The sequence below is a fragment of the Faecalicatena orotica genome, from assembly GCF_905197545.1.
Lineage (GTDB): Bacteria > Bacillota > Clostridia > Lachnospirales > Lachnospiraceae > Faecalicatena_A > Faecalicatena_A orotica.
In genome coordinates this window covers 332,637-358,476 of sequence record NZ_CAJJZH010000001.1, presented here as the reverse complement: position 1 = coordinate 358,476, position 25,840 = coordinate 332,637, and the positions used below count along the sequence as shown (strand labels likewise).

30 protein-coding genes are annotated in these 25,840 nt (G+C 42.1%); 5 read left to right on the top strand and 25 right to left on the bottom strand.

The window, feature by feature from the left end:
• Positions 1-40: 40 nt before the first annotated feature.
• From ABIN22_RS01560 to ABIN22_RS01510, 11 genes are all read right to left on the bottom strand, one after another.
• The gene (locus tag ABIN22_RS01560) at positions 41-1,354 is read right to left on the bottom strand and encodes a cytosine permease (RefSeq protein WP_346906195.1); all 1,314 of its coding nucleotides are present in this window, start codon (positions 1,352-1,354) and stop codon (positions 41-43) included.
• 172 nt (positions 1,355-1,526) lie between these two features.
• Complete coding sequence (locus ABIN22_RS01555; RefSeq protein ID WP_346906617.1) at positions 1,527-2,798, bottom strand: nickel pincer cofactor-dependent isomerase, group 22; 1,272 nt, start codon at positions 2,796-2,798, stop codon at positions 1,527-1,529.
• Positions 2,799-2,869: 71 nt separating this feature from the next.
• Positions 2,870-4,288 carry an L-serine ammonia-lyase, iron-sulfur-dependent, subunit alpha gene (locus ABIN22_RS01550; RefSeq protein ID WP_346906194.1) on the bottom strand — a complete coding sequence of 473 codons (1,419 nt, stop codon included), beginning with the start codon at positions 4,286-4,288 and terminating at the stop codon, positions 2,870-2,872.
• A gap of 13 nt (positions 4,289-4,301) precedes the next feature.
• The gene (locus ABIN22_RS01545) at positions 4,302-5,180 is read right to left on the bottom strand and encodes an NAD(P)-dependent oxidoreductase (protein ID WP_346906193.1); all 879 of its coding nucleotides are present in this window, start codon (positions 5,178-5,180) and stop codon (positions 4,302-4,304) included.
• A gap of 47 nt (positions 5,181-5,227) precedes the next feature.
• The gene (locus tag ABIN22_RS01540; protein ID WP_346906192.1) at positions 5,228-5,905 is read right to left on the bottom strand and encodes a GntR family transcriptional regulator; all 678 of its coding nucleotides are present in this window, start codon (positions 5,903-5,905) and stop codon (positions 5,228-5,230) included.
• Between the two features lie 159 nt (positions 5,906-6,064).
• Positions 6,065-6,736, bottom strand: a complete 672-nt coding sequence (locus ABIN22_RS01535; RefSeq protein WP_346906191.1) for a 4-carboxy-4-hydroxy-2-oxoadipate aldolase/oxaloacetate decarboxylase — start codon at positions 6,734-6,736, stop codon at positions 6,065-6,067.
• Between the two features lie 222 nt (positions 6,737-6,958).
• Positions 6,959-8,032 carry a mannitol dehydrogenase family protein gene (locus ABIN22_RS01530; RefSeq protein WP_346906190.1) on the bottom strand — a complete coding sequence of 358 codons (1,074 nt, stop codon included), beginning with the start codon at positions 8,030-8,032 and terminating at the stop codon, positions 6,959-6,961.
• Positions 8,025-9,197 carry a mannitol dehydrogenase family protein gene (locus ABIN22_RS01525; RefSeq protein ID WP_346906189.1) on the bottom strand — a complete coding sequence of 391 codons (1,173 nt, stop codon included), beginning with the start codon at positions 9,195-9,197 and terminating at the stop codon, positions 8,025-8,027. Before ABIN22_RS01525 ends, ABIN22_RS01530 begins: the two co-directional genes overlap by 8 nt.
• A 52-nt stretch (positions 9,198-9,249) precedes the next feature.
• Entirely contained in the window at positions 9,250-10,620 is a 1,371-nt protein-coding gene (locus ABIN22_RS01520) for a xylulokinase (protein ID WP_346906188.1), read from the bottom strand.
• The gene (locus tag ABIN22_RS01515) at positions 10,617-11,630 is read right to left on the bottom strand and encodes a zinc-dependent alcohol dehydrogenase (RefSeq protein ID WP_346906187.1); all 1,014 of its coding nucleotides are present in this window, start codon (positions 11,628-11,630) and stop codon (positions 10,617-10,619) included. The genes ABIN22_RS01520 and ABIN22_RS01515 overlap by 4 nt, the downstream gene beginning before the upstream one ends.
• A 14-nt stretch (positions 11,631-11,644) precedes the next feature.
• Complete coding sequence (locus tag ABIN22_RS01510) at positions 11,645-12,748, bottom strand: ROK family protein (RefSeq protein ID WP_346906186.1); 1,104 nt, start codon at positions 12,746-12,748, stop codon at positions 11,645-11,647.
• Between the two features lie 89 nt (positions 12,749-12,837).
• Here ABIN22_RS01510 and ABIN22_RS01505 point away from each other — a divergent pair, with 89 nt between their 5' ends.
• Positions 12,838-13,662: an MBL fold metallo-hydrolase gene (locus ABIN22_RS01505; protein ID WP_346906185.1), complete on the top strand. Its 825-nt coding sequence runs from the start codon at positions 12,838-12,840 to the stop codon at positions 13,660-13,662.
• 381 nt (positions 13,663-14,043) lie between these two features.
• On the opposite strand, the gene ABIN22_RS01500 is transcribed toward ABIN22_RS01505, so the two are convergent.
• From ABIN22_RS01500 to ABIN22_RS01440, 13 genes are all read right to left on the bottom strand, one after another.
• On the bottom strand, positions 14,044-14,376 hold the full coding sequence (locus tag ABIN22_RS01500) for a nucleotide pyrophosphohydrolase (protein WP_118622715.1): 333 nt from the start codon (positions 14,374-14,376) through the stop codon (positions 14,044-14,046).
• 38 nt (positions 14,377-14,414) lie between these two features.
• Positions 14,415-14,579: a hypothetical protein gene (locus ABIN22_RS01495; RefSeq protein WP_346906184.1), complete on the bottom strand. Its 165-nt coding sequence runs from the start codon at positions 14,577-14,579 to the stop codon at positions 14,415-14,417.
• Positions 14,542-14,691 carry an NAD(P)H-dependent oxidoreductase gene (locus tag ABIN22_RS01490; protein ID WP_346906183.1) on the bottom strand — a complete coding sequence of 50 codons (150 nt, stop codon included), beginning with the start codon at positions 14,689-14,691 and terminating at the stop codon, positions 14,542-14,544. Before ABIN22_RS01490 ends, ABIN22_RS01495 begins: the two co-directional genes overlap by 38 nt.
• Positions 14,692-14,725: 34 nt before the next feature.
• Positions 14,726-15,490, bottom strand: coding sequence for a hypothetical protein (locus ABIN22_RS01485; RefSeq protein WP_346906182.1), 765 nt, complete (start codon positions 15,488-15,490; stop codon positions 14,726-14,728).
• Positions 15,491-15,603: 113 nt separating this feature from the next.
• A complete protein-coding gene (locus tag ABIN22_RS01480) occupies positions 15,604-16,746 on the bottom strand; it encodes an alpha/beta hydrolase family protein (RefSeq protein WP_346906181.1) in 1,143 nt (380 codons plus the stop codon).
• Between the two features lie 74 nt (positions 16,747-16,820).
• Positions 16,821-17,273 carry a MarR family winged helix-turn-helix transcriptional regulator gene (locus ABIN22_RS01475; RefSeq protein WP_118622709.1) on the bottom strand — a complete coding sequence of 151 codons (453 nt, stop codon included), beginning with the start codon at positions 17,271-17,273 and terminating at the stop codon, positions 16,821-16,823.
• 157 nt (positions 17,274-17,430) lie between these two features.
• Positions 17,431-18,249, bottom strand: coding sequence for an MBL fold metallo-hydrolase (locus tag ABIN22_RS01470; protein WP_346906180.1), 819 nt, complete (start codon positions 18,247-18,249; stop codon positions 17,431-17,433).
• A gap of 160 nt (positions 18,250-18,409) precedes the next feature.
• Positions 18,410-18,847: a hypothetical protein gene (locus ABIN22_RS01465; protein ID WP_346906179.1), complete on the bottom strand. Its 438-nt coding sequence runs from the start codon at positions 18,845-18,847 to the stop codon at positions 18,410-18,412.
• A gap of 65 nt (positions 18,848-18,912) precedes the next feature.
• Positions 18,913-19,236 carry a multidrug transporter gene (locus tag ABIN22_RS01460; protein WP_430517188.1) on the bottom strand — a complete coding sequence of 108 codons (324 nt, stop codon included), beginning with the start codon at positions 19,234-19,236 and terminating at the stop codon, positions 18,913-18,915.
• 268 nt (positions 19,237-19,504) lie between these two features.
• A complete protein-coding gene (locus tag ABIN22_RS01455; protein WP_346906177.1) occupies positions 19,505-19,996 on the bottom strand; it encodes a hypothetical protein in 492 nt (163 codons plus the stop codon).
• Between the two features lie 245 nt (positions 19,997-20,241).
• Entirely contained in the window at positions 20,242-20,640 is a 399-nt protein-coding gene (locus tag ABIN22_RS01450; protein ID WP_346906176.1) for a DUF4180 domain-containing protein, read from the bottom strand.
• A 17-nt stretch (positions 20,641-20,657) separates the two neighbouring features.
• Positions 20,658-22,022, bottom strand: a complete 1,365-nt coding sequence (locus tag ABIN22_RS01445; RefSeq protein WP_346906175.1) for an MATE family efflux transporter — start codon at positions 22,020-22,022, stop codon at positions 20,658-20,660.
• A gap of 12 nt (positions 22,023-22,034) precedes the next feature.
• Entirely contained in the window at positions 22,035-22,613 is a 579-nt protein-coding gene (locus tag ABIN22_RS01440; RefSeq protein ID WP_109729654.1) for a TetR/AcrR family transcriptional regulator, read from the bottom strand.
• Between the two features lie 233 nt (positions 22,614-22,846).
• Between ABIN22_RS01440 and ABIN22_RS23380 the strand changes: the two genes are divergently transcribed.
• A complete protein-coding gene (locus ABIN22_RS23380; protein WP_346906174.1) occupies positions 22,847-23,284 on the top strand; it encodes a helix-turn-helix transcriptional regulator in 438 nt (145 codons plus the stop codon).
• A gap of 27 nt (positions 23,285-23,311) precedes the next feature.
• Positions 23,312-23,659: a glutamyl-tRNA amidotransferase gene (locus ABIN22_RS01430; protein WP_346906173.1), complete on the top strand. Its 348-nt coding sequence runs from the start codon at positions 23,312-23,314 to the stop codon at positions 23,657-23,659.
• 47 nt (positions 23,660-23,706) lie between these two features.
• On the opposite strand, the gene ABIN22_RS01425 is transcribed toward ABIN22_RS01430, so the two are convergent.
• The gene (locus tag ABIN22_RS01425; RefSeq protein ID WP_181368557.1) at positions 23,707-24,054 is read right to left on the bottom strand and encodes a hypothetical protein; all 348 of its coding nucleotides are present in this window, start codon (positions 24,052-24,054) and stop codon (positions 23,707-23,709) included.
• Positions 24,055-24,572: 518 nt separating this feature from the next.
• On the opposite strand from ABIN22_RS01425, the gene ABIN22_RS01420 reads away from it, so the two are divergent.
• Both ABIN22_RS01420 and ABIN22_RS01415 read left to right on the top strand, forming a co-directional pair.
• On the top strand, positions 24,573-25,127 hold the full coding sequence (locus ABIN22_RS01420; RefSeq protein WP_346906172.1) for a site-specific integrase: 555 nt from the start codon (positions 24,573-24,575) through the stop codon (positions 25,125-25,127).
• Between the two features lie 264 nt (positions 25,128-25,391).
• Positions 25,392-25,769: a tyrosine-type recombinase/integrase gene (locus ABIN22_RS01415; RefSeq protein WP_346906171.1), complete on the top strand. Its 378-nt coding sequence runs from the start codon at positions 25,392-25,394 to the stop codon at positions 25,767-25,769.
• Positions 25,770-25,840 lie beyond the last annotated feature (71 nt).

Genomic DNA, 25,840 nt, shown 5'->3' with positions numbered 1-25,840 from the left:
TTCATCTACAACCGCCACCTCCTTAACAAGGATGTGCAGCTTAATCAGCCGCACACTCCTCAACACTTTTTTCTTCTTGTTTAAATACGTATTTCGATAAAATAATCTTAACAATTACGCATACAACTATGTAATTCATTGTCGGCAGTCCGAATTCCAGCACACGGAAACCTGCCAGCACAGACCCTGTCAGCCATGTCAGTAAACCTGCCCAGTTTACTGTCGGCATGATCTTCTCAAATTTCAGGACATCTGGGAATTTTCTTTTATATATGAAAAAGTAATCCGCGATAATAATACCTGCAAATGGCGGTATAAATTTGGCATTCAAGTCAATCCATGTTCCAAAATAGTCAATAAAGTGCAATAACGCCATTGTCAGACCGACAATACCAATGCCGATGCAAATATAAAGTCTCTTCACCTTCAGCGTGGCTGCAATCGCATTTGCAGAAGCATATACAAGTCCCTGTGCTGTTGACCAGATGTTCAAAAGAACCACTAAAAATGCCGGAGCCAATAAATTTTGCGCTTTCAATATCATTGCCATATCATATTCTCCCGTGGACAGCATGCCTATCCCCCCGAACAGGAGCATGAAAGTATTCCCCACCATCATAGCAATAATCATAGTAATAATAGCCTGCTTCGGACTTTTTGAAAAACGCATGACCTCTGCTGTATTGGCAACTGCACCATGACTGAAGGAACCAACCCCCAGCGCAAGTGCCATTGAGAATGGGATTGCAAGGCTTGCATCCGGAGTAACCTCCATTAACTGTTCCACACCTACACTTTTGAATGAGAATACAATGGATATAATCCCAAAAATGAAAATCAATGGCACTGCAATATTACTCAATATTGTCATAGCACGGATTCCGACCAGTGCTGTTGCAATAATACAGATCGCCGCGATAATGACAACAGGAATAATCGGTATGGACGGAAACAGGGTGTTTACGGTTGCCCCGATAAGCCATGCATCAATGGAGAACCATGATACGCAAGTGATTACAATCAGGAAAACCGGAATCCATATTCCTGCTTTTCCGAAAGAATAACGGCACAGTAATGTAAACGTCAGTCCTTCTTTACACGAAATGTAGGCCATAAAGCATGCGATAACCGCCAGCATCACACCTGCCAGCAATGCTGCAGATATGAACTGGCTGAAGGTCAGCCCCCGCGCCATTGTACCGCCGACCTGCATCGTAGTAACAACGAACACGTAGCCCATCCATACCATCATAAGCCCGAAGAAACCACGTCTTTTCGATTGCGGTACAGCGCTGGTTGCATACTCTTCACTGGGATTCTCAACTGCAGTGTTTACCTGTTGATTTTTACTCATAATCTTCCTCCTTCATTAATAAAATCTTTTTCACGAAACATATGTCCTACTTTAGGTTCTGCTTGCACTTTTACTTTCTGCCTGTTCCCTCCCTCCTTTTTAAGTCTTACAAAAACATCCGTTATGCATACTGCCTTTCTTCCTGCTAAATGTATGCTTTTGACTTTGTTTTTCAGTGAAACAGATTCCCGCTGCTATCAAACATAAAAGGCCCCTTCTGTCCTGTTAATTTTATTTGAGAATGATTCATTACTTCATCCAAAAATGCCTCGGAAACGCTGATTTCTTCTAAATGTAATGTATCGTGAATATGTACAATCCGTAAATCAGACTTGCCTGCGTTTCCGCTTAGTACAATTGTTGCCAAAATCGCATCTTTATCATTTTCCATTATCATGGGAATTTTTGCTGCCTGTGATAATGCAGCCGTCATTACATTTGCATATGTAGCGGCAAAATCTATTTTTTGAAAAAGTCGTCGTGTAATTACATCTGCCACTCCCACTCCATTTGCATTACCATGCGCAGCTTCCGTCATATCCAGCACTGCCATGCCTCCCGGCTTTTGCGGGCCGCTGGCATAGCGGGTTGCAAAACATCCCGTGACATGCGGATCCATACCTAAACCACTGATATCTTTTCCCATTTTATCTACGATCAGCACATCAATATCTGTCAGATAAAGCTGTGGCATATGCTGTTTGGCTTCTTCCAATAGGTACGGTTCCCTGTTAAGAAATTCTTCTTTTTTCACCAATTCAATGCGTCTTGTTTGGTTATAAGCGTTCTCTATAACTGCCACTCCAAACAAGATATTTGCCTGCTTTAAAACTGCGCTGCCATACTCTTCCACAAATTCTGCCATCCTGCCATGTCCTTCGCTATGGCATGCCTGTGCCCCAGCCTGCTTTCCCAGACCAACCGCCATCATTTTCAGGAGCCCGCTCTCATAGCTGCCCGTGAATGATGTATGCGCCTTTATCCGATTGACTATGATAATACCGTCCGCTTTTGCTGCATAAGCATCTAAATACACTGGTTTTCCTGCCGACGTCGTTCCGATCCGTATCACATTCATAGAAGAACAGATCGGACATCCCATACTGCTTTCTGTGATCCCAAGGTCATTCAGAACTTTACACTGTCCCTCCGCTGTTGCACCGCCATGACTCCCCATAGCCGGAACAATAAATGGATATGCACCTCTTTTACGCACCTCGTCAACCAGAATTCTCAGAATAGCAGAAATATTACATATCCCTCTGCTGCCAGCGGTAATAGCCACACTCATATCTGACCGTATTTCTCCCACTATCTCCCCTTTATCCAGTATCTGCCTGAGTTCTATTTCCATATTTTCTATATGATCGTGATTAAAGCTCTGACGCACCTGTATCATTTCCGGTAACTTGATGCGTTCCAGCATATTCGTGATAATACTCATATCAACCACACATCTTCCCTATATAATACATATTGTCGACAAAATGTCGACTATATGTTGTGAAAAATAAATCATTCATCTATCAGCACAATCCCCAGCTCTTCTGCTATCTGTCTTGCATGCTCAATATCTGGCAGTGCGTCCCTCAGCACAAGCCGGGCGCCTCCACGGTTCAACGAATCAACCATACCGTTTACATCGGCTGCCTCTACGGTTACACGTTGTACAGATGCTTCTTTAATTTCAAGTATTTCCACTTCTATCCCTTTTTTTCTTACACAATCAAGACTTTCTTTATATGACTGCGCATCACTTGTACCTGCCCCATTAACAGCAGCCATCAGGATTCCCGGAACATTAATTGCCCTGCGGGCAAATAACTCTGAATATAATTCTATCTTTACTTTTTTTATCTTCCCCTTTGATAAAAAGTGAGCAATACGTGCGCAATTTGTAGGTGATCCTACCCCCTGACTGCTTCCACCGACAACGGCTTCTCCAAAAGGCTGTGTAATCGGATTTGCACGTCCCGCCAGATCCCGGATCTCCAATGCTGCCTTTTGAATCAACTCTTCCTGTCGTTTTTTCTCACTCTCCAACAATGCGGCATCCACATAAGAATCGACTCTCTCATCATGTTTGAAGAAAGGCTCCATATATTCAATCGTTACCGGTACAACATGTTTTGCCGATGCAAGGTGGCACTTCGCAGCCATCGCTATCATCACATCGACCGGTACGGTAGATGGAATGGATGTATATAGTGCAAGCTGGCTTGCCAGTCTGGCAATAAGAACACCACCGCCTATATGCGTTGCACAAAGCCCGGGAACAAGCACCCTCGGTGTGCACGGCACACTGATTGTAGGCGACAAGGCCAGTACTACTGCCTTTTCCATTTGGGAAGGAGAACCATCCTGAAGTTCTACGAATGCCGCTGCCGTTGCCGCCGCTCCTGCACCTATCCCCTCCATGTTACAGCCTGTGGTACGCTTACCAACACGGAATATACCGCCGATTTTCAAAATAACCGCCATCGCTCTCGCTATTTTCCCTGTATCATTGTATTCCTCTTTCATGGCTCTCACAAAGCCGGTATAAGGACATGAATCTCCTGTACCTGCACAGGGGCACAATCCAATCGTATGGTTCCCTACCTGGGCTGCCAATGTATAAGCCACAATCTTATCAACAAATGTATCCCCTGCCACAGATACAGCCTGCGGCCCGGTCAGATCCTGCCCCACGGTTCCGAGCAGAAAACTCTGTCCTGTCTCTGTCCCTATTTCAGCAGCACGAAGATTATGTGCAAATGCATCTTCCATGCACTGAATAACCTCCCCACGTTTCTTCCCTGTCGTATCCTGAGCCTCTGTCAGTACGACATCCCCTACATGAAGGCCACTTTTTTCTGCCACCTGAATGCATTCCCCTAATGTCATTTGTCCATAGTTAAAGGAAAGTTTTTTTGCAATTTCATAAACAGACATTCTCTCAACCTCCTTACCGTACCTCAACATCCATAAGTTCTTCCGTAATCTTTAATAGAGCTGTGATATCTTCTTTTCCAAATCCTTTCGCACGTGCCGTCTCAAACATTTGAAGTGCCGTGCTTCCCATATGCACAGGCATGGAAAATTGTTTTGCAGTCTCCATCGCCAGTCCCAGATCCTTGTATGCCAAATCCACCGCAAAGCCTCCGGAAAATTTTCTCTTCTGTATGAAATCAGGTATTTTATTTTCAATAATGAAGCTCCTTCCGGAACTATTTCTGACAATCTCATACATCGTCTCCAGATCAAGGCCTATTTTACTGCCAAGTACTAAGGCCTCTGCTGCCGCAGCCATATTACAGCCAAGCATAAAATTATTTACCATCTTCATCCCTGAACCGGATCCCACATCACCAACATGATAAATCTTCTTCCCGATGGCCTCCAGCGCAGGCCTGACTTTCTCTAATGTCTCCGCTGCTCCTCCTGCCATAATGGTCAGTGTTCCATCAGCGGCTGCGCGCACCCCGCCGCTTACCGGACAATCCATGTAGGCAAAACCACATCCCGCTGCCTTCTTTGCAAACTTCTTTGCTGACTCAGGCGAAATACTGCTCAAATCTACCCACACATCCAGACTCAGGCCACTCTGTGCAAATACTTCTTCTAATACGCTTTCTACAATTGAGGCATTTGGCAGGGAACAAAATGCCACACTTACGCAGGCACTTACTTCGCCTGCGCCGGCACAAGGATGTGCGCCTTCCCTACTGATTTCATCCAATTTATCTTTCATTACATCAAATACATATAAATCATATCCTGCTTTCAATAAACACCGTGCTATGGGAAATCCCATAGCGCCTAAACCAATCATTCCGATTTTCATAGGTTCTCCTCCGTTTCAATGATTCTGTGTATTATGATGTCCGGCTGCTACAACGTTGAATGCGGAGTATACTTTTCAGACACAATAGGTTCTCCATATCCCTTGATGGTCCTGTCCCGCACTTCTTCTAAATGTGCCCGTAAATACTGCTCTGCCTTTTCCAGATCACGCTGCTTGATAGCCTGTACAATTGCCAGATGCTTTTCCCTCGAAAGTACAAAGTGTTCAGGGTCCCTCGCTGATATACGGTTTACAATCGCCATCTGAGCTAACAGCTGATTGTAAAACTTTTCCATGCGTTCATTTCCGGCATAGGCTATGATCCCTGTGTGCAGTCTGGTATTTGCATCATAATACTGCTGTGGCTGGGAATCTGGATTTAAATACATGAAATCCCTTTCAAGAGCATCTAGATATTCATTGTCAAAATACTTATACGCAGTATGCAGTGCCTGTAGTTCAAACATAATACGCAATTCAAAGATATCTTCCAAATCCTTCTGGGTTATATTTGTTACAAACGTCCCGTGTCCCGGGTAGCGGTGAACAAGGCCTTCTGTCTCCATCCTGCGCAATGCCTCCCGGATTGGTGAGCGGCTTATCTTAAGTGCCGCACTGATTTCCATTTCTGAGATCGGAGATCCCAGCGGCAGTTCGCCTGACAGAATCCCCCCATACAAATACTGATAGGCTTTGTCAATAGCGCCGTTAGATTTGTTTGCCATAATGTTTCCTCCAATACATTTTTTATTTCCTGCAAGCCGTAATGCATGTAAAATTACATATTCTATAATTTTGCCAATTTATTCCATTATAGTATAAATCATGCATTACGCCAAGCGGCTTTCCCGCATTGGCGGCAAATGACAATCAAGGCTGTCAGGCTATTCTTCCACACATTCAAGACAATCCATTATTTTTTGGTAACCATAAATATCAAAAAGTGACTCGCCTTCACGCAGCCTCTTCATGATATTCTCCTCTTTCGCTGTACGTTCTTTCGAAGCCTTTAATACCTCTTTAGCCTCCTCACGAGGTATAATAACAACTCCATCTGCATCTCCCAATACAATATCACCCGGATTTACAATCTGACCCTTACAGCAAATTGAATGGTTGATTGTTCCCAGTGTTGCTTTTGCCGTACCTTTTACGCAAATACCACTTGAAAATACCGGAAATCCCAACTCTTCAATTTCACTGCTGTCTCTTACCGCACAAGATAAAATCAATCCGGAAACACCTTTTGTGATACACTCAACTGCCAGAACTTCCCCGAACGGCCCCGAGTCTTTTGCTGCTCCCATGTCAGCCACAATGACATCTCCGGCCCTGGCCATATTAACCGCTTTAATCAGCATAAGATTGTCACCCGTATGACAGCTGACTGTCAGTGCCTGACCACAGGTTTTCATCCTACGGGTAATAGGTTTGACGGAAGAATCTAACGCCCCCCGGCGCCCCATAGCCTCATGGACTGTAGCAACCGGCTGGGTCCGAAGTTCATCCAGAAGCCGACTATCAACCAATGGCATATTTTTCTTAATATGAATCATGTTCCTCCTCCATTTTTATAGTAGACTGTTTGTCTTTTCATTGTCGACAATTATTTGTTTTTCTTATATTATCACACAATTCTGTTGTAGTCAATATATATTTCGACTTTTATACATTTCATTTATGATTAACTTTGTTTTTATGTTTTTAATTTATTTTTTCTCTTTTTATATCTTCATCTTCTTATAAGGCATAAATTTACTGCCATATCGGCCAAAAAATCAGACTGATATGGCAGTAAATTTATGTGCATATTTTAATATTCCCTCAAACAGAGGATCTGTTTTCTCCAACCCGCAGATCTTCTCCAATATTTCTTCATAACTGTTTTCTGCTTTGATCCTGCGCCACTCTTCCTCCCCTTCCTGGTCATACACTAACATTGCCCCCGCCGTCATTTCTAAGACGGCTGTATCTTCCCCATATTTTTGAAGCAGCTTCAGCGGCCCGATGACTCTTTCGTTACTCGTCAGTTTCCTCTGTGGTTCGCGGGCGTTGCGCGCAATGGTATCGGCGATTGTCCTGTCGCAGAATTTTGCCCGTGACAGGGCGGCGAATTCCTGCTGGTCTTTTTCATCGTAGCCAAATTCAAGGCACAGGACACGGTTCGTCGCCGCATAATTCTGATCAAGCAGTTTCAGAATCTCCGGATCATTTGCCGCCTCGCCGTAATCCGTGTATCCCCGGATATATCCGAGATATGCGATCACACAGCTTGCGGCATTGTATGTAAAAAGCTTCCTTGTCAGGAAATTGCCGAAATGATCGATTGGTTTTACCCCTTTTACCGGTGGGGTATATCCATTTAACAGCTGTGCATCACACTGCAGATACGGGTAATTCTCTGAATAGATGTCCAGACCGCCGTCACTTGTAGTCGTGCAGAATACCGTTGCTTCGCTTATACTCACATTTTCTTTTCCGATTACGCTGCGCAGGGTTTCCGAAGGCCGGGAAGCATTTTCACATGTAATGATATAGCAGGGGGGATCCTCCAGTTTTCCTCTGAGCGATTCTCCGACTGCTTCCAGATTAGAGCCGCCCACAGACACGAAGATCAGTTCCACATCTGAAAAATCAGCCTCCTCCCATGTATATGCATGATAATGGTCAACTATAAATTTGGGACGTACGTCCCCGAAAAAGGTGATCTGAAAGTTTCCCTTATCGTTTAGTTCTCTGACCAGTTCTGTATCTTTATCCACAAACATGATCTCTAAATGATCTTCTTTCAACAATCTTCCCACAAATCCCCGTCCGGTTTTCCCCGCACCGATTACCGCAATTTTACTCATTGATCCATCCTCTTTCCTTCAACAGTTCTATCTTTGATTTGATCAGTCTTCCCAGTTCCCCGTCTGCATCAAGTCCGCATACATTTACAAGCACGGCGTCTATGCCCTCTTCTTTTCTAATCCGCTCCAGTTCCCGGGCAAACGGGTCACTGTCATTTTTGTAATAGACAGCCGCCGCAATTGCCGTCGCAAGGTGCTCTGGCACGATCCCGTATTCCTGCACAAGCCGTGCAGAACCGACAAGGCGGTCCTCCCGGCCAAGCTTTCGCAGGGGATCGCGCGCATTGCGTTCAATAAAGTCTACAATCTTGTAATCCTGCAGTTTGCGCTTTGAGGTCCGCGTGAATGCAAGCTGTTCCTCCAGCGGAAACTGGTGTTTCTTCGACAGCGCCTCTGCCGTCTCCCTGTACACACCTTCCAGAATTTCCAGAATCCGCTCGTCGTGTGCGGCATCCGCAAGCTTGTCATACCCAAGAAGCGCACCGAGATAAGATACGGTTCCGTTTGCCGCGTTGTAGGTGTAAAACTTCCGCTCGAGAAATCCTGTAAATTCCTCAACCAACTTCAAGCCCTGAATATCCGGAAGCTTCCCGGCAAGCCGGGATGCATCAACCGGCAGCTCCCAGAAATCCTGAACGTTGACGATTAAAGGATCCTTTTTCAGAAGTTCCTCGTCTGATTCAATTGCCGACCGCATGATGACAGCTTCTGTAATACCTACATGTTCCTCCAGATAAGTTTTCGCATCCTTGCAGATCATTTCATCCATAGCATCCTGAAGTATCTGTGCCGGCTGTTTCCAGTTTTCACACGTCACAACATTCAGGTTTTTGCCCGTCACTGCTTTTCTCTCGATCCCTTTTGCCAGCAATTCTGTTATGCCGCCAAGATTTTTTCCTCCCACGGCTGTAAAGACACAGTCCGCCTCTGCGATGGCCTCCGTGATTTTCTCCGGATCAGAGAACTTCAGTGCCCTGGCACCTTTGACGACACAATTCTTATCACTGTTTCCAAGAATATTTACCGTGTAGCTTCCCCGCTCGTTAATCAGATCGGCCAGCGTGTCGTTATATTCGATAAATGTAAAATCAATCCCACTTAAATACAGCAAATGCCCGATAAATCCTCTGGCAATCTTTCCTGCTCCAAATATTACACAACTCATATTTTCTCCTTTTCTGTTACTGTGCCCCCCTGTTGGCGTGCACAGTACCTCTTTATCTGCCGCCTGTCAGGTTTTCTTTTTCTGTAAACAGCACTTCCAGCGAAGGATACAGCTTTTTATATAGTTCAAATCGTTTCAGTAATATATCCCGGTAAGCCCCCGTCGGATAGATCACTGTATCTGTTTTACACAGACTGTGTGCCGCACTCTCGAGATCATCAAACAATCCATTTCCCACACCTGCAAGCATAACGGCCCCCATAGCAGAGGTATCATTTTCTTTTAAGGTCCTCACCGGCATCCCGAACAACTCCGCTTTCAGCGTATTGAGCGTCCGGTTTTTCGCCGCGCCGCCTGTCACTACGAGGGCCCTGCCTTCCGCCAACAGCTGAGTGTAAATGTGATACAGGCTGAACACAATCCCCTCCATTACTGAATAGGCCAGGTGACATTTTTCACATTGTCCGCTGATACCGAAGAACACTCCCCTTGCATCCGGATTCCATATGGGAGCCCTCTCCCCGTTCAGGTATGGCAGAAAAATTGGGGGGTTGTCCCGGATACACGTTTCAATGTCTGCCTCCGGCGAAAAGTTTTTCAGGCAGAAATCCATTGATGCCCCGCTGGATGCGGTAACCCCGTAGTGGATAAAATCTTGAAAATATGGACCGCTCACCATTTTTGTATCACGGATTATCTGTTTCGTTAACACCCCGATATGCTCACTCGTACCCGTAATATCAAACACTTCGTTTCGGACCCCCATGCCCAGCAGCCCTGCAAAAAAATCATTGCATCCTATATATACTGGTATGCCTGGCTTAAGTCCTGTCTGCGTATTGCTGACCTCCCCCGCTTTCTCCCAAGGGTACATGACCGGAGGGAGCACTCCTGCATCTATTCCGGCATATGCAAGTCCCCATTCACTATACTGTGCCGTTTCCAGATTTGCCAGTCCTCTCCACGAATACAGGTCTGTCACCCGTTTTCCCGTCAGCACTTCACAGAAAAGATCCTTTGGCTGGCAGATAGTTTTTAAATTTCCGTAATGCTTCTTTATGTACATCATTCGCGGAATCGGGTAAGAATGTATCTCCGGATGGGGCATTGAGATTTCCCTGAGAAATACATCTGGCCCAATTTCTTTCCTTAGTATGTCAAGTTCTTCTTTCCCTTCCGGTGACCTCCAGCTGATAACATCCCTGCCGTCCACCACATATGTCCCCACCTGTGAAGACAGTCCTACCGCAGTGACGGATGGGGCATCTATTTTCCCGACCGCCTGATACACGGCTTTTATCCATGCCTCACACTCGGCACCCTTATATGTTTCTTTCACCTTTCTTACCGTGCCGTCTGTATACCACTGAAGCAGCTTCACAGATGACGTCCCCAGATCGATTCCAAGTATACTCTGTCTCAAAATTGAAACACCGCCTTTATGAATCCTTTCGGCCTGCTTCTTACCATTGCAAGCCCTTCTTCAAATTCCTCCAGATTCAGTTTCTTACTCACAAAACTCTCTATATCAATCAGGCCTTCAGCCATATACGAAACAGCCTTTTTATGCATGTTCCAGTTGTTTCCTGCTCCGACCACCCTGAGGTTGTTGATATGGATATCGTCCATGCGGATGCTCATCGTTTTCCCCCTGCCATATCCGGCAAGTGCAACCGTTCCACCTTTTCTTGCAATCTTGAGGCAATTCTGTATGCAGGATTCTATCCCAGTGGCATCAATCACCACATCGGAGCCGCCCGGATGCAGTCCTTTCATGACTTCCACAACATCCTCTTTTTCCGTTTCTATGGTAGCGCAGGCTCCCAGATTTCTTGCTTCCTCCAGCCGTTTTCCGGTGGACGCACATACTACGATCCTGCGCATCCCCATCGCCTTTGCCGCAGCCAGCATACACAGGCCGATGGAACCGGCCCCCATGATCGTCAGGGTATCCCCGAATTTTGCGCCTGCCTTCTCAAGCGTGCCGAGCGCCACCCCAAGAGGCTCGCACAGTGCCCCGTGGTCAAAGGACACCTGTCCGGGAAGTTCACAGAGACCATAGGCGGGCACAATCACATACTCCGCATAGGCTCCGTTTCGTTTGAACCCGATCTCCTCAAATTCATTACAGTATCTCCAGTTCCCACTCCTGCACGCATCACATTTCAGGCAGACCACATCATTGCTCCCGATCACACGTTTTCCAATCCACGCTTCATCCTCTGCACTTCCCACGCTGTCAACAATCCCGCTCCATTCGTGTCCCGGAATCAGGGGGTAGTTTGCCGGGATATTGCCGTCTATCACCTCCAGATCCGTGGCGCAGATGGCCGCGGACTTTACTTTCACACGCACAAAACCGGCCGGCGGCTCCGGCTTTTCCACCTCTTTCAGTAAAACGGTTCCCGGTTTCTCAACTACAATTGCCTTCATGTTTTCATTCCTCCTCACAATTTTATTTTCCTGACCGCCTGATTCAGTGCCATCGCTGCAGCCCCGTAACAGGCACACCCCGCATCTGTTCTGGAAAATGCTGCCCTGTCATTGATCCGGGTTACAGGCTCCATAAAAAATCTTTCGCTCTCCATAAGTTCCCCGCACAGAATGATATCCGTTATATGAAATATTTTTCGCATATTATAAATCGAAATGCCAAGCTTCGTCCCCATATCCTCAAATAGTGCCTTCGCCTGTGTTTCCCCCGCACCGGCGGCTTCTATCAGGCTTTCCAGAGTTCTTCCTGAAAGCTTTTCCAAACCATTGACCGAGGCATAGGCTTCCAGACATCCCCTGTCTTTGAAGGAATCTGTGTCCTTGTCCCATGCGGCCAGTGTATGGGCGATTTCAAAGCGTCCCGTCCCCTTCAGAATAACAGCGTCAAGCATCACTGCCATGCCGATCCCCCTGTCAATTCGAAGAAGGATGGCGTTTTGCACCTCGTTAGTTTCGGCATAGGCGTGAAGGATACAGTTCGGATCGTGCTCCAGCCAGACAGAAATTCCATATCTCTCCTCAAGCAGCGCTGCCAGAGGCACGCTGTCCCATCCTCCACACTGGGCAATACTCACAGAAATCCCGTTTTCGGCATCCACGACACCCTGCATGGCTGCGCCGATCCCGATGATTTCAAACTTTTTACTCTCTTCGTCTGTAAGCGCCTGATCCAGAATCCTATTGATGCAGCCGAGTAATTGCTCTTTGCTGCTGTAGCATGTTGGACAGTTCCACGTCTTCAGCGTCTCACTCTTCAGATTCACAAGCGCCGCTTTCATCCCTGTAATATTGACATCTATCCCCAGTGTACAGTACCTGCTGCCATCCACTTCCAGATAAGACGGCGTCCGCCCCGGCCCCGTGTTCCCATCCGGCTTTTGTTCAGTTACAAAGCCATTGCCGATCAGACGCGCCGTAATATTGGAAACGGCGCCCCAGCTCATCCCTGTCACTGCCTCTATCTGCTTGCGTGTGATCTGCTTCTCCTCCCGGATCAGATGGAAAATGTCGATGCAGTTTTCGTGTTTCATGTACTCCTGATTCATAAACCTTTTCAATGCGCGGAGTCCTCCTTGACTATTATATCACTCGATGATATAATCATTTTATCACCCGGAAATAGAATCGTCAATAAGGAGAATGTCATATGTTAAAAGAGGAAATCATGGCGGTAAAAACGCTGGATCACCAGATCGCAGTCTTCTATCTCGGTCAGGAAGGTTTCCTGATCCGGTATCAGGGGACATCCATCCTGATCGATGCTTATCTTTCAGATTACGTAGACAGGAATTGCTGTACAGACAGTGTGGTATGGAAAAGGAAATACGATGCACCAATCGACGCGTCAGAACTGGATTTTATAGATTATGTATTCTGTACACATCCCCATTTCGATCATGCAGACCCGGACACAATCGCAGTCCTCAATAAAGTAAACAAGAATATCACTTATATTATTCCTTACTCATTGGAGGAATTGATGATCTCTTACGGGATACCAGAAGACCGGATTCGATGTGCCGATGCAGATCAGGAGATGAAACTTTCGAAGCTGCTCGTGACACCTGTGCCCGCCGCACACGAGCAGCTTCATAAGGATGAGAATGGACATTATAAAGAACTGGGATATCGGATACAGTTCGGAGAGGATGTTACTATTTTCCATGCCGGAGACTGCTGCCCTTATGACGGGCTGAGTGAACGGCTGAAAGGGGTGGATATTGGATTTCTTCCCGTGAACGGACGCGATTATTACCGCTTAAGAGAGGATATCATCGGGAACATGGACAGCAGCGAAGCCATACTGCTTGCGAAAGAGACGGGTATGAGCCTCCTTGTCCCCATGCATTTCGACTTGTATGCCGTGAATGAAGTAAACCCGGCTCATTTCGTTGACCGTCTCTTTGCACTGAACCGGATGCAGAGATTTCACATATTTGCCCCGGGGGAAAGTTACATCTTCGGAAAATAAGGCTGCCAATAAGTCTTTAATTACGAATCGCCAGTTCCGGCAAATGCCGGTTCTGGCGATCCAGATTTGTTCCGTTAAGATAATCATTTTTGACTATTTTATTTCAGTAAATTTTTAATCTTTTCAACACAAACATCAACAAAAGCATCGAATTTCACATGATCAAACAGGTCATAATATGCTTGATTGTGCACTTTGAAGTCAGGAGACTGCACCTCGTCATTACTGGGAACATACTCCCAATATGCCCACCAGTTATTGGTACTTGGTAGTATCAAATATTAAAGTTTTGCCTGTTCTGCACTGATCTTCCCAGCATCCACACGCTCTACAATTGGCTCTGCCGCTGCATGTCTGTGCACTGCCAAAGAATGGCTATTACTATTGCAACTCCGTATATTTCTTTTTACTTCCATACACTTTACTTACTTCATATTTTGCAGCATTTTTCTTCATTTTTGTACGGATAATGTCTTCCACATCCGCATCTATGGCGTCTGCCATGAGCAGACAGTAAACCATCACATCCGCGAGTTCATCCTTCATCTGGTCCCGCTTCTCTTCCACCGATGTATCTTCTGCCGACCATTGAAACAATTCCAAAAGCTCTGCCGCCTCAAGATTTATGGAAATGGCGAGGTCTTTTGGATTATGAAACTGTTTCCAGTTACGCTCATCGCGGAATGCGAGCACTTCTTCCATGAGTTCTTTCATACTGTACCTCCTGAATTATTTTAACTCATCTACAAACCTTAAATATTTTTTCCCAGTTCATATGCCTGTGCCGGATAGTCCGTTTTCTGCAATGCATCCACATCGGCACACTCCACGCCTACTACCGTCCCTGCGATTTCCCAGTCCAGAAACTTTGTCATTCCTTTAAAGGATGCACGGGTGCACGTTCTTAAATGCCGCATCAAAACGATAAACCTCGTGTCCTGTCTCTTCCGCCCCTTTTATAAACTCAGATGCGAGCATCGCGGTCGTTCCGTTTTTGTGGGCGCTTCCTGTAATCATTAAGATCTTCATAGATATGTCCTCCTTAGTATGTTTTATATATTGCTTAATGGACGAAATTCTCCATTTCGTTTTGATTTTTGATAATCCAGATCAGCCAGTTTGTAAATTCAACTGCTAAATGCTTTTGATGGGCGTTGACTATTATTGGGGGACATAACACAGGAAATTCAACTGCTAACCTGCATTCTATCCCAACAGGCGTATCTCTAAATTGGTGTCTTACACCGCCGATAATCGTCCCGTCTTCCAGTTTTGCCACCCCTGCTGACTGGTAAGTAAATTTAGGGTTTTTAGGTTCTGTAAGCCCACTTTCATCACCAAATGTTATAAAGAATTGTACCGGTACCGGAGCATTCCCGGTTGTTTCAATCACTTCTAAAACACCGTTTTTATCTGGTGTTAATACATAATGTTCAGGGTAGACTGATAAATTCACTCTTCGGTGTTCTTTTGCAGCTTCTACCATTAACAAATCCAGTAGTTTACTGAATTTATCAACAGATATCCCATTTGCCAGTATTGTTGTTCTCGCTACACGTCGTTTTTTGCCAGATAGCCTGCCTGCAATTTTCATCACATATTTGCTAAAAAACAGTTTTTTTCTCAAGGTCTTCCTGATTTCATCATCAGATAATTGAACCTTCCATTTTGTTAATTTATCACTCATTTCTGATATTGATGCTTTTTGTGGTATTTTTATATGCAGGGTTTTATATGCTTTTTTTATTCTTTGTTTTTTCCAGACTTCCATATCTTGCTGGGTGAACTGCTTTCTATTAATTAAAACTTTTATATTAACATCTTTCATTTTACTTCATCCCCTATTTATTTATCTATTTTATTATCTATCCGAAGGCGGGAAAACTCAAGTAAGATTTTATACTGTTTTGTCACATTAACAATCAGACCTTTTGATTAAGTCTAATCAGCCTCGGGAAAATGTTGATTTAGCCAATCAACAATTGTATTAACTGCCAGCATATGATTCCCAATTTGACAATGTTGTTCGCCGCCCTCTGCCACGGTAAACATCCTGCAAGTCAGGCTTTTTGCATTATGTATGGAACTTTTCAGCCGGTAAAATTGAATCGACGGTATATAATGATCTTTCTCTCCAGCCAGCAAGAGCACATCCTGCGTAATCAAATCCGTGATCCCTAAAAGGTTGTGATGAGATAGATTTTGATAAAACTCAAAAGGTGTTTTTGTTCCTGTAATATGCATCCCTTGATTTACCGCCCAATCAGCCAGAACACTTTTCTTTACAATCTTACCAACCAGCCCATTGAGAAGTCGCTTCCATTTTTTATAATAAGCAAGCCGGATGATTCGGCAGATAGGAGCAGGAAATACATTTGTCATTACTTCCAGCCCGTCATCCATTACATCGTATGCGGCAACAGCTGATATTCTTTTTTCATAGGCAGCACTTCGCAAAGCAAAATAACCACCCCATGAGATTCCAACAAAAGCACATCTTTTAATATGGAAGTAATCTAAAATGGCAGATGTGGCATTTTCAAAATCAAAACGGAAGTATAAGTTTTCCCGAAGACATTTCCCCTGTCCCGGCCCGTCAAAAAGAATAATTTCAAAGCCTTTAGATACAAGGTCATGCACCTGCAATACAAATTCTTCAATAAAGGAATCATATCCCCCACAGACAACGACCGTTCCCTTCAAATACGTGGGAGACAGTTTCAGGCAATATAGATTTTTTCCTTCAAAGGGAACCTGTATTTTTTCATAGTGTAATTGCAGCTCCAAATCAAAGGCACGGTAAAAATTCTTAATACATTTACTATAAGTATCATCCTTTCGTTCATCAGTGGATTTTAAGAAAAACTCAGCCATACGATAATAATAGGCCGCATGAAGATAGTGTTTTTTGCTTTCAGCACTTCCGCCCATATCCGACCAGACTGTATACCATTCTTCAAACGTTCGTACACTTGGAAGATTCATCTTAATTTCTTTACTGTTACATGCCAAATCGCCATAAGTTAAAACCCTGTTGATTTGAAAATTAAACTGCGGAATAGGATTTATCATTGTATAACTCATTGTTACCTCCCCCCTTCCTTCTGTTAAGTTACTTAACAGAAAAAGCAAAAAATATTCCAGCCATATCTATACTTTTACGATAGTTCCTTCCACATCTTTTGAACATCAATGGCCAGCGACGAAAGAATATCAACTGTTTCCGGCGGATATTTGTTCAATATGGCAGTCAGCTTTTCCCTCAGTAAAATATGCTGCTTATCATGTAAATCAGAAACTTTTTCTCCTTTTTCCGTAAGAGATAAGATAACTTCATTATCCGTATCTGGAGAAACTCTTTTTTCAATAAAACCCTTTTTGACAAGTCTGCTGACCGCTTGGGACGCAGCACTTCTTGAAGTTCCCTGCAATTTTGCCAAATCAGTTATATTGATATTTTCATGTGCCCGTATAGCTGCAATGGTATGAATTTCAGCCAAATAAATTTTAGGTTCAACATCATAGGTGTGTGTCGATTTTTCCAGAGCTGAGTATTGATTTATCGTCTGGAGAAATAATTCACATAATTGATCTACAGGTAAATTATTCATTGCATCCCTCCTCTGTTAATCTACTTAACAGAATACGGCGTATATCTGTTTATGTCAAGCGGATTTATAGTAAATATGACATTTGAAGCTTCAATTTCGGTGAAATTAACAGGGGGCATCATGATTCTCCCTAACCATAATCCCCCCTGTACTGGCGTTATCTTAGTCTGGCCAGCATCTTATTACTCAATGTCCTGAATACCTGACAATAATTCTGAAAACCAGTCTGCCCGATTATATAAATGTTTGGCATATAAGCCATCCGCCTTTTTGAATATGCTATCCGTTCTAAACCATTATCCACAGATGTATGGTTACTCAACGCTACATCGACCTTTTCTCTTTTTGCTTCACCTAAGAAATAATCCAAAGATTTTAAATAGATCTGCACACCGTCCCCTGTCCACGGAGGTGTTGTACCACCCCACAATGCAGCCATGTGAACTTCCCCGCCTTCCTTTACCGGGAAAATATAACTAAGGCCTCCCGGCGTATGGCCCGGAGTTCCATAAACATGAATCACCTTATCTCCCAGTGTTATGGTATCTCCATCCTCTATATAGACACTTATCTCATAATCCTTCCACGTTTCCGGCCTGTCACCTTTTACCGGATGATCTTTCCAATAAATATCATCCACTTCCGACAGATACGTTTCCACATGGTATTTTTCAACCAGCCATCTGCCGCAACCGGTATGATCTACATGCCCATGAGTTAATACTAATTTTTTTATATAATCCGAATTCCAGCCAACATCTTTAATGGCCCCTACAATTGCGTCAAAAGCCTCTTTTCTGGGCCAGATAGCATCAATGACTATAAGCCCTTCTGAAGTTTTCAGCACAAAACAGTTTGTTTCTTTCTGTGCAACAATCAATAAATCGTCAAAAATCAAAGCATGGGTGAAAAAAGTCATGTCCTCCATTGCCCTGATCGTCATCTCATTAACAACCGGAATATTCATTCTATCCATATTATTTTTTCTCCTCTGTACAATCATTTATCATCTTAATGCACAGAGGATTAGCGGTTCTTAGCATGCATCTTTAGAAATCTTTTCATTCCCTCAGCCTTTCTGCAATCTCATGGATTATTACCCCTGCTTATTTCAAATTTCCAAACCAAATAGAATTTTATCGTTCTGACATATATTTTTGTATTTCATCTGGAGTCAGTTTCCGTATCTGTGTATTTTCATATTCTCTGTATTCTTCGATAGTGAAAACAGGTGCCATACTTTCACACGTTTTTCCCTTATTCTTTTTTAGATATAACTGCAAATCTTCGCTGCCAGCAAAGATTTTATATGAAAGTCTGCCTTTGTCACTTCTTATCTCATAAATACCACACGGCTTTTTCATACTATAATCAGCGGTACGCAAATACAATTTTGCAATTTCAAGTGACTTAAAAGGAAAATTCCACCGCTGTAATCCTCTTTTAGGATCATGTTCAATACAAATGCACCGTCCACAGGTTCCGCATATGTACTGGGTATGATTTACCAAACAATCAATCGGATTTAATAATGGAGTTATTCTATTTTCATCTACATAACATTCCATACACATATCGTAATCCCCTCTCTTTATAATTCTAACTTGACTATTTCTTTCTTAATTTTATATAGCTCAAACTATCTTTCAATTATAAATTTCACGGTTTCCTTCAACTGATCACTAAATTCTTCGAGATCTTCAAAACAAATTGCACCTTCATTCATAAGTGAAATAATATTGTAAATCAGTTTCGACCGGCTCATTTCTGCTCTAACACCAGTTTTCTTCTTATCCTTTTTTATTCGCTCTTCCAATCTCCAAAATTTATCAGATGGATTTGCATGTTCATTTAGTAAGTTTATATATTCCTTATTGAGCCTGTCCATATAGGCTTCCTGCCAGCCCGCTATTTTACTCCTGAAAAGCTTCCAATCTTTTTCCGTAAATCCTCTTTCCTGCAAAAATATCACCCCAATTACTTTATCATATTCACATTATAGAACCTGATGCAACTCGGATATACATATAAATATCTTCTGCACACTCTTCTGTACAATTCCAATACCTTTTTATCGCAGGCGAGGCCCCTTAAATAATCTAGCAAATGCGACAATTAATCTTCTGGAACTGTTTTACTGCATACATCCTCCACTAATGGGAGATAAACTTCATAAGCTTTTTGATTCAGCTGAACTATCTGCTCTGCAATCTGAAATTTTCTTTCATCCATTAAATTACCTTGGAATATTTGAGAGCATCCTTTATCGCTTCTATCTTTTCCACTGGCGGATGTTTCCTCGGTTGTTTCAATTTCTCCACCACATTAGGTGCATCGTATACTATCAAACCTAAAGACCTCTTTACTTCTGCAATATATGCAGTATGTACTTTAACTTCATATTTCATCTCAACATACTCTTGTATCATTTTATATGTAATTTTAGGTTTCGGCTGATACTCCTGCCCATTGAAGTCAGAGTGGATACCTGTTTTATACACAAAAGTTATCTTCAACGGCTCCTCCACTCCCTCATCATTATAACCGCCGATCATTATTCTTTCAACCACACTTTCAAAAACCACTCTATCGAAGCTCTCCAATATTTCCCCCGAACTTAACCTTTTCCGAAACGCTTTAATCCGTGCTTTTGTACTTTCCTTATTCTTATTTTGCTCTATCAACTGCATCTGCTTTTCTTCTCTAGCTTTGTTGTAAGACATATCATGTACCTCCAATCTGATTTTTTTTAAAAATCCAGATTGGCAGGTGGCGAACGGCAACCAGCAGAAAAAACCGTAAAGGTACAATAACCCTCACGACAATAAGCATAGATAGTTGCTACTTTTAATAAGCAGCGGTGTAGCCAAATTCGACCAACACATAAAAATTTCCTTCAAACTCAAGAACGGGTCTGGAGGGCAACATTCTGTTCGGGCATGACAAATTCCACATCAACACCTCTCTATTATCGTTCATAATTCTCTTTCTTTTTCAATTTGGAATACCCAGAGAGTTTATCCACGGCACGAGAAACACTTGGTTGAAAGAAAATATCTTTACCTCTATTGCTCTCGTACATAAAATCTCTTAATGGCTTGCTTGTATATTGGGAGAAATCGCCGTATATAGCAAATTTCACTCCATAATTTATAAACTTTTGAAGTATCCCTCCTGCCATACAGGTACTCAAAATGAAAAAATCCTCTACAATCGCTTCTTTATTTACCGCAATATTTTTACATCCAGTTTCATATTTTATACTCATAATCAAATCCAACGCTGACTGAACATCCGTGATTAAGTGTTCATCGCTATGAATAACAGCAACAGACACATTATTCTTTTTTACAACTTCTGTTTTCATTTTTACCTCCATAAATTCTATATTGTTTTTATTACCGACTTCGTTTGCCAACGATTGCTTTTATATCGCAAAGCAACAATTACACTTGATACACACCATCCGCAGCAAGAAGCTATCGCAATCGCAAGAAGCCCTAATTTCCCTATAAAAAGAATAGTAACGAGCATTTTCACCATAATGGAAGCAAGTGAGTAAATCCCCGCAATCAGCGTATCGCCTGCTCCTGACAGGACACCGCCTAAACCGTATATTATGGCATTAACTGGATAAAACCACAAACAAACTTTGAAGTAGCTATAACCACTTAAAATCATTGCTTTGTTATTACCAATAATCAATCCCAATATTTGCTTCCCGCCTAGTAACAATGCGGCAGACAGCGTTATTGTGACCGCAATAGAAAGAACTACACCGAATCTCGTTCCTCGTTTCATTCGCTCCATTTCATTCGCACCAATGTTTTGCCCCGCAAAAATACTCAAAGAATTTCCGAGAGCTTGAACAGGTAATAGAATAAAGGCTTCGATACGACTTGCGGCAGTCATTCCACCAATACTGGGATTACCTAATTGATTGATAAAACCTTGCACAATTAACATTCCCATAAAAACAGCTAACTGTTGGATGATAATAGGCATACATATTTTTAAGGATAAGGCGAACAATCCCTTATCAAATCCCCAATCTTCTTTTTTCGGTATCGTCATAGGGAATTTCTTTTGTAATTGAATGAGCAGATAAATACTCGAAATTGCCTGTGCAATAATTGTAGAAACTGCAATTCCCACAACACCGCCGCCGTTCTTGACAAATATAACATTCAGAATCAAGTTGATAACGGACGATACAACCAGAGCATATAAGGGCAATTTTGTTTCTCCATAGCTTCTCATAATTGCACCGAGTAAATTATATAAAATGGAAAAAGGAATGCCTAAAAACACCACTCGCAGATAAATACAAGCAATCTCTAATAGTTCATCTGGTGTCTTTGTAAGTTGCAATAGTGGCTTTGCAAGCACTGCTCCTCCAAATGCCATCACAAGTCCCAGAGCCAACAAAAAGATAGACATAGTGGCAATCAATCTTTTTATCTGTTCAAATTGCTTTGCTCCGAAAAATTGAGCAAGCAATATCGTAATGCCAATAGCAAATCCCAATATAATGGATACAAAAAGCAAATATATTGGAACAGAGACACCTATTGCGGATAATGCACTATCATTAACCAATCGACCTGCAACAACTGCGTCAATGACATTGTAAAGTTGTTGCAATAAAGTTCCTAAAAAAATCGGAATAGAAAACAGCACTAATTGTTTTTTTATATTGCCAGAAGTCAAATCCATCATCTGACCCGTTGGCTTCTTTGTATTATTCATTTCAACCTCCTGTTAATCATATAAATCATCAATCAAATGGTCAGTCATAAAATCAAAAACTTCTAAATGATTTTGCGGTAAAATATCTTTATTTTTGATATTCATAATCAGCGAATAGATAACTGAAATAGCCATATTTGCATCAACTCTAAATTTCAAAGTAGGATGGCAAAGAAATAGTTTCTTACTTAATTCTCCTGCTCTTTCCATTTCTTTTGCCTGTTCCTCAGATACTTTATTCATCAAAATTGTATAATCGGCTGTATCCGAGCCATACAAAAAGGAATTCTTATCATACTCCCGATAGATAAGTTTCAAAGCACTTGCAACACCTGATTTTCCTTTTTCTTTTTCCATTGCTGCCATAGCCATTTTGCAAATTTCACGCTGTACTGAGCATAACACTTCACAAAACAATGCTTCTTTTGACTCAAAAAAAAGATAAAATGCTCCTTTTGATATACCAACCTGTTTGCAAAGTTCATCAACACTTGTTTTTTTATAGCCATACTGTGTCCAACTCTGCTTGCAAATGTCAATCAAACTTTTTCTAATATTTTCTTTTTCTCTTTCTGAAAAACTCCTTGCCATAATCAAATCTCCTCTCTATGACTTAAAATACTATTTTGGTCATAGATATAATATCACCCAGATTTCCAAAAGTCAAGTAGGAGAAAAAATTTATTTTTCATTCATAGAGTGTTTATATTTCTTGTAACAAGAAGTAAAGCATCTTATTATAGGCATTTTCACATCGTTTCATAAGAAGTCATAAATCCGTACAATATAATAGAAACATTATATTGATACAAGGTGGTGAGCTTATGGATGAGAGAAACAACGACTTCAACTTTGATTTTACGCCGATAGGACAGGCAATCAAGAAAAATCGTGAAGCCAGAGGAATGACGAGAGAACAGCTTTCAGGGATAATCGGCTATGCTCCCAGACACATTCAATCTATCGAGAATGAGGGTAAATATCCAAGCATCGAACTGTTTATTCAGCTTATCACGATGTTTGATGTGTCGGTTGACGAATACATATTCCCGAATCCTGTCATGGATTTTAAGTACGACATCTTAAAGCATCCCAATGTAAGGCTGACAGCAGACGGAGGACAGCCGCCGTATATCCACGGCGAGCCGACACAGGCGGTTGCGACCTTTGTGTTTGACAGCACGGTTCCAAAGGACGCCGTCATGCTTCCAGCGGTCAGCACATCCTATGAACTTCTGTCCGAGGAGGACTTGGAAGAATGATTCAACATCTAAAGGAGGATTTTATCTATGAAATTTTTTAAGAAGAACGAGAAGAAAGAAACCGTCAAGCTGCCTATGGGCAGGAAGAGCAAGCGGGCAATGGCTGTCTATGCGGCACTGGTATTGTGCCTGACCTGCTTTACCACGACTGCCCTTGCCACCAATGACCCGATTACCGTCGTCAATAATCTTTCCGACTTTATCTTCAGACTTATCCGAGCCGTCGGTATGATTCTGCTCGGCTTTGGTATCGTGCAGATTGGTCTTTCCCTCAAATCCCACGACCCCTCACAGAGAGCCAACGGTTTCCTGACTTTAGCAGGCGACGTGGTCATTACCTTTGCAAAGGAAATCCTGACACTGATTACAGGCTGAAAAACGAGCCGTGTATCTTAAAAAGGACACGGCTCGTACAATAACAATTATGGTTTAAATAACTTTTCTAATTCATTAGCATTTACTTGTTTCAGATAATTGTCTCTACAATAACAATTATTACATTTTCTTACTTTTAATATGTTTTCATCAAAACCAGATTCATTTAGTGATGAAATAAGAGCTTGTTTGGCAGATGGAAATAAAGGAACATCATTAACTTTTACATAAGGATTATCTAAAAGAACTTCGACCAAGTACTTTTTGAAAGGAATGCGTTTGTTTGTATCATGTATAGTAAACATTTTAGCCTGTATAGTATGATTTTCCATGTTTTGTTTGAATTCAGATACATATTCGTCCACAGACGAATAATATTTTTCTTCCTCAGTCATACCATCTTGCCAATATATGGGGTTGTTCTTTGTTATACATAGGTTAGGTAAATTTTTATCTAACAGAAATTCGTTACTAAGTTTGAAACAAACAGGACCATATAAGTTTTGGCGCGGAAAATACCCATGTAAGTCAACAATATCAAAAAAAATATCATTTCAAACATGGAAGTGTTTATCAATGTCGTCTGATGACTGAGAAGTCATTGCCAAGCCTCTATTTTCTATTTCCGCTCTGGATAAAAGGCCTTTTTGATTAATTAGCGTACAAGAAGTTTTTACAGTATTTGCATGAAAAAAATATTGAAAATTTCTGCTTTTTAAAAATTCATATAATTTGACTGGAGAAATTTCTATCATATATATCACGTCCTTTAATGTACATAGCCATTTTGTCTTGCGGATGCATACGCAGATTAAGTGGTTATTTTTATATAAATTATATCACTCCCGTTTGTTGTTTTCTACTACAATGGTTAATTATGTCGAAAGCTTTTTTATACTAGGAGGAAGGTACAATGGGAGAATTAAGAACAAGAAAAAGAGGTAAAACATGGGAATATAGTTTTGAAGGGGCACGCATTGGTGGGAAGCGTAATCCTATTTCTAAGGGTGCATTCAGGACAAAGGCAGATGCCATAACAGCTGGAACTAAAGCAAAGGCAGAATACGATCAATCCAGTAGAGTCTTCAAACCCTCAACAATTTCAGTTGCAGATTATCTGGATTATTGGTTTAAAAACTATGTTCAAAAGCATCTCTCGTATAATACTCAGAGAGATTATGAAAGTAAAATACGAATCCATATAAAACCCTTTATGGGAAAATATCGTCTTGCCTCACTGGAGTCCGATATCATTCAGCTTTGGGTGGATGATTTAAAAATCAAAAAGGGACTGTCTAAAAGCATGATTTCTAATGCGTTGGCTTGCCTGTCTGGGGCTTTAAACTATGCCGTGCAACCGCGTAAATATATAAAATACAATCCCTGTGACTATGTAAAAGTGCCGAAAGTCCCAATAAACCAAGATGCACAAGCAAAAACTGATTATATACTACCTCTTGAAGAATAGGAGAAAATTATTTCATACTTTTCTGACACACACTTTTATCTGCCCTTGATGACAGGTTTTTACGCCGGGACACGCATAGGCGAAAGTTATGGTATTGATCTGCTAAAAGATATTGATTTTGAGAATAGAACTCTATCAATAAGCCACCAAATGCAAAAACGTGATGATAAAAGGTAGGTTTTCTGTAATCCCAAACATGACTCTTTCCGTACAATTAAGATAGAGAATGAATTATTAAATGAAATATTGACTAGAAAGAAAAACATGCTGAAATATGGTCCGTATTATTTGAAGACTTATTTGGATAACGACGGAACTATCGTTCAGGCTAGGGCTGATATTTTGGTGCCTTATAAGGAAATATGGCCCGATGCTGTTAAAGAGAACGGTGAGCTAACAAACACAGACACGTTTAAATACTGCGCCAGGGTAATTCACTATTCCCTAAACAATCCATTATTCCATCACCACTGCCTGCGCCATACCCACGGAACCATACTTGCTGAAAATGGAGCCTGGCCAAGAACGGTTATGGAACGGCTGGGACACAAAGATATTAAAACCACCCTAGAGAGGTATGTCTTTAATACGGATAAACTGCAAAACGACGCCGTTGAAATTTTTGAAAGAGCTGTTAAATAATTCTGCCTACCCCATGAAAAAAGGGTAGGCAAATGGTAGACAAAACACTTATTTTGTTGGATAAATCTATT

What these genes read in the sequence shown, in the direction of transcription:
- ABIN22_RS23380 (WP_346906174.1), top strand. Translation starts at nt 22,847, where the DNA reads ATGGATGAGAGAAACAACGACTTCAACTTTGATTTTACGCCGATAGGA.
- ABIN22_RS01545 (WP_346906193.1), bottom strand. Translation starts at nt 5,180, where the DNA reads ATGAAAATCGGAATGATTGGTTTAGGCGCTATGGGATTTCCCATAGCA.
- ABIN22_RS01560 (WP_346906195.1), bottom strand. Translation starts at nt 1,354, where the DNA reads ATGAGTAAAAATCAACAGGTAAACACTGCAGTTGAGAATCCCAGTGAA.
- ABIN22_RS01500 (WP_118622715.1), bottom strand. Translation starts at nt 14,376, where the DNA reads ATGAAAGAACTCATGGAAGAAGTGCTCGCATTCCGCGATGAGCGTAAC.
- ABIN22_RS01420 (WP_346906172.1), top strand. Translation starts at nt 24,573, where the DNA reads ATGGGAGAATTAAGAACAAGAAAAAGAGGTAAAACATGGGAATATAGT.
- ABIN22_RS01465 (WP_346906179.1), bottom strand. Translation starts at nt 18,847, where the DNA reads ATGTGTATGGAATGTTATGTAGATGAAAATAGAATAACTCCATTATTA.
- ABIN22_RS01450 (WP_346906176.1), bottom strand. Translation starts at nt 20,640, where the DNA reads ATGAAAACAGAAGTTGTAAAAAAGAATAATGTGTCTGTTGCTGTTATT.
- ABIN22_RS01480 (WP_346906181.1), bottom strand. Translation starts at nt 16,746, where the DNA reads ATGAGTTATACAATGATAAATCCTATTCCGCAGTTTAATTTTCAAATC.
- ABIN22_RS01455 (WP_346906177.1), bottom strand. Translation starts at nt 19,996, where the DNA reads ATGTCTTACAACAAAGCTAGAGAAGAAAAGCAGATGCAGTTGATAGAG.
- ABIN22_RS01530 (WP_346906190.1), bottom strand. Translation starts at nt 8,032, where the DNA reads ATGAGTAAAATTGCGGTAATCGGTGCGGGGAAAACCGGACGGGGATTT.
- ABIN22_RS01445 (WP_346906175.1), bottom strand. Translation starts at nt 22,022, where the DNA reads ATGAATAATACAAAGAAGCCAACGGGTCAGATGATGGATTTGACTTCT.
- ABIN22_RS01490 (WP_346906183.1), bottom strand. Translation starts at nt 14,691, where the DNA reads ATGAAGATCTTAATGATTACAGGAAGCGCCCACAAAAACGGAACGACC.
- ABIN22_RS01470 (WP_346906180.1), bottom strand. Translation starts at nt 18,249, where the DNA reads ATGGATAGAATGAATATTCCGGTTGTTAATGAGATGACGATCAGGGCA.
- ABIN22_RS01540 (WP_346906192.1), bottom strand. Translation starts at nt 5,905, where the DNA reads ATGGCAAACAAATCTAACGGCGCTATTGACAAAGCCTATCAGTATTTG.
- ABIN22_RS01555 (WP_346906617.1), bottom strand. Translation starts at nt 2,798, where the DNA reads ATGAGTATTATCACGAATATGCTGGAACGCATCAAGTTACCGGAAATG.
- ABIN22_RS01425 (WP_181368557.1), bottom strand. Translation starts at nt 24,054, where the DNA reads ATGACTGAGGAAGAAAAATATTATTCGTCTGTGGACGAATATGTATCT.
- ABIN22_RS01485 (WP_346906182.1), bottom strand. Translation starts at nt 15,490, where the DNA reads ATGAAAGATGTTAATATAAAAGTTTTAATTAATAGAAAGCAGTTCACC.
- ABIN22_RS01525 (WP_346906189.1), bottom strand. Translation starts at nt 9,197, where the DNA reads ATGAGTTGTGTAATATTTGGAGCAGGAAAGATTGCCAGAGGATTTATC.
- ABIN22_RS01415 (WP_346906171.1), top strand. Translation starts at nt 25,392, where the DNA reads ATGCTGAAATATGGTCCGTATTATTTGAAGACTTATTTGGATAACGAC.
- ABIN22_RS01495 (WP_346906184.1), bottom strand. Translation starts at nt 14,579, where the DNA reads ATGCGGCATTTAAGAACGTGCACCCGTGCATCCTTTAAAGGAATGACA.
- ABIN22_RS01440 (WP_109729654.1), bottom strand. Translation starts at nt 22,613, where the DNA reads ATGGCAAGGAGTTTTTCAGAAAGAGAAAAAGAAAATATTAGAAAAAGT.
- ABIN22_RS01515 (WP_346906187.1), bottom strand. Translation starts at nt 11,630, where the DNA reads ATGAAGGCAATTGTAGTTGAGAAACCGGGAACCGTTTTACTGAAAGAG.
- ABIN22_RS01505 (WP_346906185.1), top strand. Translation starts at nt 12,838, where the DNA reads ATGTTAAAAGAGGAAATCATGGCGGTAAAAACGCTGGATCACCAGATC.
- ABIN22_RS01535 (WP_346906191.1), bottom strand. Translation starts at nt 6,736, where the DNA reads ATGATTCATATTAAGAAAAATATGCCATTGGTTGATAGTCGGCTTCTG.
- ABIN22_RS01475 (WP_118622709.1), bottom strand. Translation starts at nt 17,273, where the DNA reads ATGAATAATTTACCTGTAGATCAATTATGTGAATTATTTCTCCAGACG.
- ABIN22_RS01430 (WP_346906173.1), top strand. Translation starts at nt 23,312, where the DNA reads ATGAAATTTTTTAAGAAGAACGAGAAGAAAGAAACCGTCAAGCTGCCT.
- ABIN22_RS01550 (WP_346906194.1), bottom strand. Translation starts at nt 4,288, where the DNA reads ATGTCTGTTTATGAAATTGCAAAAAAACTTTCCTTTAACTATGGACAA.